General features: G+C 68.8%; 5 protein-coding genes and 1 pseudogene. 5 read left to right on the top strand and 1 reads right to left on the bottom strand.

The features are described from left to right. From HC022_RS18485 to HC022_RS18470, 4 genes are all read left to right on the top strand, one after another. Nucleotides 1-236: TRAP transporter large permease subunit (locus tag HC022_RS18485; RefSeq protein ID WP_167453405.1), on the top strand; the 236-nt coding region annotated here is incomplete at its 5' end. A gap of 16 nt (nucleotides 237-252) precedes the next feature. After that, the gene (locus tag HC022_RS18480; RefSeq protein WP_167453404.1) at nucleotides 253-2,049 is read left to right on the top strand and encodes an IlvD/Edd family dehydratase; all 1,797 of its coding nucleotides are present in this window, start codon (nucleotides 253-255) and stop codon (nucleotides 2,047-2,049) included. Between the two features lie 246 nt (nucleotides 2,050-2,295). Then, on the top strand, nucleotides 2,296-2,418 hold the full coding sequence (locus HC022_RS28815) for an isoaspartyl peptidase/L-asparaginase (RefSeq protein ID WP_167453403.1): 123 nt from the start codon (nucleotides 2,296-2,298) through the stop codon (nucleotides 2,416-2,418). A gap of 108 nt (nucleotides 2,419-2,526) precedes the next feature. Further along, the gene (locus tag HC022_RS18470) at nucleotides 2,527-3,501 is read left to right on the top strand and encodes a class 1 fructose-bisphosphatase (RefSeq protein WP_008887718.1); all 975 of its coding nucleotides are present in this window, start codon (nucleotides 2,527-2,529) and stop codon (nucleotides 3,499-3,501) included. 478 nt (nucleotides 3,502-3,979) lie between these two features. Here the strand turns inward: HC022_RS18470 and HC022_RS18465 are convergent, their stop codons facing one another. Next, the gene (locus HC022_RS18465) at nucleotides 3,980-4,315 is read right to left on the bottom strand and encodes a rhodanese-like domain-containing protein (RefSeq protein ID WP_167453402.1); all 336 of its coding nucleotides are present in this window, start codon (nucleotides 4,313-4,315) and stop codon (nucleotides 3,980-3,982) included. Between the two features lie 70 nt (nucleotides 4,316-4,385). On the opposite strand from HC022_RS18465, the pseudogene HC022_RS18460 reads away from it, so the two are divergent. Beyond that, a pseudogene (locus tag HC022_RS18460) lies at nucleotides 4,386-5,211 on the top strand (IS5 family transposase); the annotation flags it as partial. Nucleotides 5,212-5,399: the final 188 nt, after the last annotated feature.

The raw sequence follows: 5,399 nt of genomic DNA, 5'->3' as shown, positions 1-5,399 counted from the left end.
TCCCGACCGTGCAGCAGAGGGGCTATGCCCGGGTGTGGTTCGGCGTCGTCTCCGCGAGAAACAGGCGGGTGAGCTCCCTCCCCCCGCCGTTCGGCCCCGCCGCGTTCTACCTCAAGTCGGTGGCGCCGCCGGACATCTCGCTGGGCGACATCTTCCGCTCGCTGCTGCCCTTCATCGGAATGCAGATCCTCGCTGTCGCCGTACTGATCGCCTTCCCCGCGATCACCGGCCACTAACCTCCCGGAGCCATCCATGACCGACAGCCCCCGCAAATCCCTCCGCTCCGAGAGCTGGTTCAACGATCTCGGCGAACCCGAGATGACCGCCCTCTATCTCGAGCGTTACCTGAACTACGGGCTGACGCTCGAGGAGCTGCGCTCGGGCAAGCCGATCATCGGCATCGCCCAGACCGGGTCGGACCTGTCGCCGTGCAACCGCCACCACGTGGAACTCGCCAAGCGTACCCGTGACGGCATCCGGGCCTCGGGCGGCATCCCGCTCGAGATCCCGGTGCACCCGATCCAGGAGACCGGCAAGCGCCCCACGGCGATGCTGGACCGCAACCTCGCCTACCTGAGCCTCGTCAAAAGCCTCTTCGGCTATCCCATCGACGGCGTGGTGCTCACCATCGGCTGCGACAAGACCACCCCCGCACTGCTGATGGCGGCGGCGACGGTGAACATCCCCGCCATCGCCTTCTCGGTCGGGCCGATGCTCAACGGCTGGCACAAGGGCGAGCGCGCGGGTTCGGGAGCGGTGATCTGGAAGGCGCGCGAGAAATACGCCGCCGGCGAGATCGACGGCGAGGGCTTCCTGAGCATGGCCGCGGCCTCGGCCCCCTCGGTGGGCTACTGCAACACCATGGGCACCGCTTCGACGATGAACTCGCTGGCCGAGGCGCTGGGGATGCAGCTGCCGGGCTCCGCGTCCATTCCCGCGCCCTACCGCGAGCGCGGCCAGATGGCCTATTACACCGGCTGCCGCATCGTCGACATGGTGCACGAGGAGCTCAAGCCGTCGGACATCATGACCCGGCAGGCCTTCGAGAACGCCATCGTGGTGAACTCCGCCATCGGCGGTTCGACCAACGCGCCGATCCACCTTGTCGCCATCGCCAGGCATCTCGGCATCGAGGTCAGCAACGCCGACTGGGAGACCCACGGCTACGAGGTGCCGCTTCTGGCCAACGTCCAGCCTGCCGGTGAATACCTCTCCGAGGACTTCCACCTCGCGGGCGGCCTGCCGGCGGTGGTGGCCGAGCTGCTGCGGGCGGGGCTCATCCCGCATCCCGACGCGCTCACCGTCACGGGAGAAAGCTTCGGCGGGCTCTACGCAGATGCGCCCTGCGAGAACGCCGAGGTCATCCGCACCATCGACCGGGCGCTGACGCCGAAGGCGGGCTTCCTGAACATGACGGGCAACCTCTTCGACACCGCGATCATGAAGACCTCGGTGATCACGCCGGACTTCCGAGAGCGCTACCTGTCGAACGACGCCGACCCGATGGCCTTCGAGGGCCCGGCCTTCGTCTTCGACGGCCCCGAGGATTTCCACAAGCGCATCGACGATCCGGCGCTCGGCATCACCTCCGACAGCATCCTCGTGATGCGCGGCGCGGGTCCGCGCGGCTATCCGGGCGGCGCCGAGGTGGTGAACATGCGGCCGCCGTCCTACCTCATCAAGCAGGGCATCCGCGGGCTTCCCTGCATCGGCGACGGCCGGCAGTCCGGCACTTCGGGCTCGGCCTCCATCCTCAACGCCTCGCCCGAGGCGGCGGCCGGCGGCAACCTCGCCATCCTGCACGACGGCGACCGGCTGCGCGTCGACCTCAACGCGCGCGAGGTGCGGCTGATGGTGAGCGACGCCGAGATCGCCGAGCGCCGTGCCGCGCTCGAGGCGGCGGGCGGCTACAAGGTCCCGGAAAGCCAGTCGCCGTGGCAGGCGATCTTCCGCGACCGTGTGCGCCAGTTCAGCGACGGCATGGTGCTCGACGGCGCCGACAAGTTCCGCGACATCGGCAACAGCACGATGCCGCGCCACAGCCACTGACGTCACTGCGCTGCCCGGACCCATTCCGGGCAGCGTCCTTTCGCGGGGCGCTCAGGCGGAGGGCATCGGCGCGGCCATAGCGCGGCGCTTCGCGGCCTTGGGCGCCACGGTCGCTGCGCTCGACCTCGACGTCGAAGGCATGGCACCGCTCGGCGCGGAGGGCGTGAGCCTGCACGCCGCCGACCTCGGCAGCCGCGTGAGCGCCGGGATGTGCTCGAGCGCCGAACGTTCTGCTGATAGGGAGCGGTGATCGCGGTGGACCGCGATGGCAGCATCGCCATGCGCTTCAATTGCGAGGGCATCTACCAAGGCTGCCTGCGCGAGGGCGCATTGCCAATCGTGGCGATCTACGCCGATCCGGACACCTGAGCCAGGCAACGCGTGCGGGGACCCGTGCCTTCGGGCATTTCCCCCGGGAGCGCAGGGCGCTACACAGGCCCCGAGGCGCAGACCGCCCGGCTTCGAACAGGACCTGACATGCTGACCCTTCCCAACGACCACCCCGCACGCGGCGCCGCCCTGCACGCCCAGCTGCCCGACAGCGGCCCCGGGCGCATCGTCCGGCACATCGCCGAGGCGCTGCCCGCCATCGCGGACCGTCTGGCCGAGGGGCTGCTGACCGGTGATCCCGCCGAGATCGTCGGCGACAACGAAAGCGGCGACGCGCAGAAGGCGCTGGACGTGGGCGCGCATCACCACATGCTGAAGGCGCTGGCAGGCTGCGGTGTGCGCCACGTGCTCTCGGAAGAGGCCGAGGAGGTGGTCACGCTCGACCCCGAGGGCGCCTTCGACGTCGCCATGGACCCGATCGACGGTTCCGGCTCCATCGGCATCTGTGCGCTCTTGGGCATGCTCTTCGTGATCTACCCGGCGGGCGACGGCCGCTTCCTGCGCCCCGGCACCGAGGCGGTGGGCGCGGGCTATGCCTGCTTCGGGCACTCGGTGGATGTCGCGTGGTCGCTGGGCGACGGCGTGCACATCGCCACGCTCGACCGCCGCGCCGGGGATTTCCGCGTCACCGCCGAGCACATCCGCCTCAAGCCCACCACTTCGATGATCGCGGTCAACGCCTCGAACGAGCGGCACTGGGCGCCGGGGCTCAAGGCCTATGCCAGCGACATGCGCGCGGGCAAGGACGGGCCGCTGGGCAAGAACTACAACATGCGCTGGCTGGCGGCGGCGGTGGGCGACCTGCACCGCATCATGCTCAAGGGCGGGGCGTTCCTTTACCCGCAGGACGGCCGCAAGGGCTACGAGCAGGGTCGGCTGCGGCTGGCCTACGAGGCCATTCCCATCGCCTACATGGTCGAGCAGGCCGGCGGGCGGGCGACCGACGGACGGCAGCGGATCCTCGAGCTGGTGCCGGACACCCCGCACGGTTTCTGCCCGCTGATCTTCGGCTCGACCGAAGAGGTCGAGACCATCGAGAGTTACGTCGCCGAGCACGGCTGAGCGTTTTTGCGAGACAGAAGGCGGCGCCTCCGGGCGCCGTCACGCGCATCGGCGCAGGGGTAGGGCCACGCGACACGGCGGACCGGTCGTCATCGCGCAAACCGGCGCCACAACGCTGCGGGTCTTCGAGCTTTCGGAGAGGAGGAAGGGAGCGCGGCGACCCTCAGGGAGGAGGAGGGAGGGTCGCCGCTGATTTCCGGGGTTCAGGGAGGAGGAGAGAACCCCAGGAAACTCTGTGGCGCATCGCTGCGCCGTTACCGCTATCTAGCGATCCCGGCCGCGCGGCTCAACGCCCGCCTCTGCAACCCCGCCTTGCCCTGAGGGAATGGCTCGGGACGCATCCGCGCGTCCGCTCGTGTCGGGCACCTCCGCGCGAGTGAAGTGGGGCGCAGCGCCTCGCAGACCGTGCGGCGGGTGGCGTCGGCGACCGGGTGGCCGCCCGCCTGCCAGAGCGACAGCCCACCGTCGAGCACGTAGCTCACGGCAAGCCCGAAGGCCTGCAGGTGAACCAGACGTGCGGGGCCCTGAAGTGGTTGTGGCTGCGGTCGTAGACCACCGCCCGCTTGCTGCCGTCGATGCCGAGGGCCGCCATCTCCTGAGAGAAGGTCGCGGGATCGGGCATCATGTGGGGCAGCGGGTGGTCGTGGTCGGCGACCTCGTCGATCTCGAAAAGCCGGGCGACGGGGATGTGGGCGTCGCGGAACTCGGCCTGCGAGCGCGCGGGATCGGGCGGCAGGACATACGTGGCGCCGAGCACCACAACCTCTGCGAGATGGTCGGCGAGCCAGTCGGCGGATACGACCGGACCGGTCATTCTGCGGGGCTCTGCCCAACAAATCCTGCAAGGGATTCATCTTGTGAATCCAGCATGGTAGCAGGGCTGCATGAGCAGAGCCCCCCCGGGCTACAAGACCGGGAACTGGCCGGCCTGTAATGCAGCGCTGAAGCGCCGGGGCTCGCTGACGATCCGTTGACCGACAGGGCTTTCAAAGGAATCTCCCGAGAGGATGGTTCGACCCCGAGATGAGCTGGGATGCCGTGCCGACAGGCAGGCGTGGCCGTCGGCGGACCTACAGCGACTCTGCCAATCAGACTGCCTTACGATGAAAGCGCTGTTCAGCATGGCGCTCCGCCAGGCGACGGGCTTCGTCGAGAGCCTGTTGCGGCTGGTCGGCCTCGCCTGGGCGGTGCCCGACTTCAGCACGCTGAGCCGACGCCAGAAGGCGCTGGCAGTAAACATCCCGTATCGAGGGTCGAAAGGCCCGCTGGACCTGCTCATCGATAGCACTGGTATCAAGGTCGAGGGCGAAGGCGAGTGGCACGCGCGCAGGCACGGCGGTCCCAAACGGCGGGTCTGGCGCAAGATCCATCTCGGGATTGACGAGGAAACATTGGAGATCGGGGCCGTCCATTGCCCGGCAGGCGATTTGCAAGACAAATCTGCCGAGAGGGGAGATCACCGGGAACCACATCGGCCCCTCTCGGCAGCATCCTGCGGATGCGCCTGCGGGCAGTGGATGGAGCGGATACCACCGCCGGAGCCGCGTCGAGACGAAGCCTCCCGGGATCATGCTGCGCATGACTCTGCCGGTCAGTGGGCGGTCAGTGGATGCATTGTGTGAATCTGCTGGGCCGCGCCTCATGGCGCGGGACTTCGATCGCCAGGTCGCAGAGCTTCAGCTCCGTATCGCCGCGCCGAACGGCACCACCACCCGTCTTGCGCAGGGCGCCTTCCCGGGTGCCGATGAGGACGACCTGCGCTGTCTGGCCTCGTTCGGCGCGGAAGACGGGCTTAGCGCCGCGGCCGCCATCGGCGGGGTCAACGACCTGCCCTCGTTGATCCTGATGACCTCGGGCTGTTACGGCGCCATGTACGGCGGGGGGGTCAGCACCGTTCC

This window comes from Salipiger sp. HF18, from assembly GCF_011806505.1.
GTDB lineage: Bacteria > Pseudomonadota > Alphaproteobacteria > Rhodobacterales > Rhodobacteraceae > Salipiger > Salipiger thiooxidans.
Note: the sequence above shows the minus strand (reverse complement) of the source record. Positions and strands in the feature narration are given on the sequence as shown.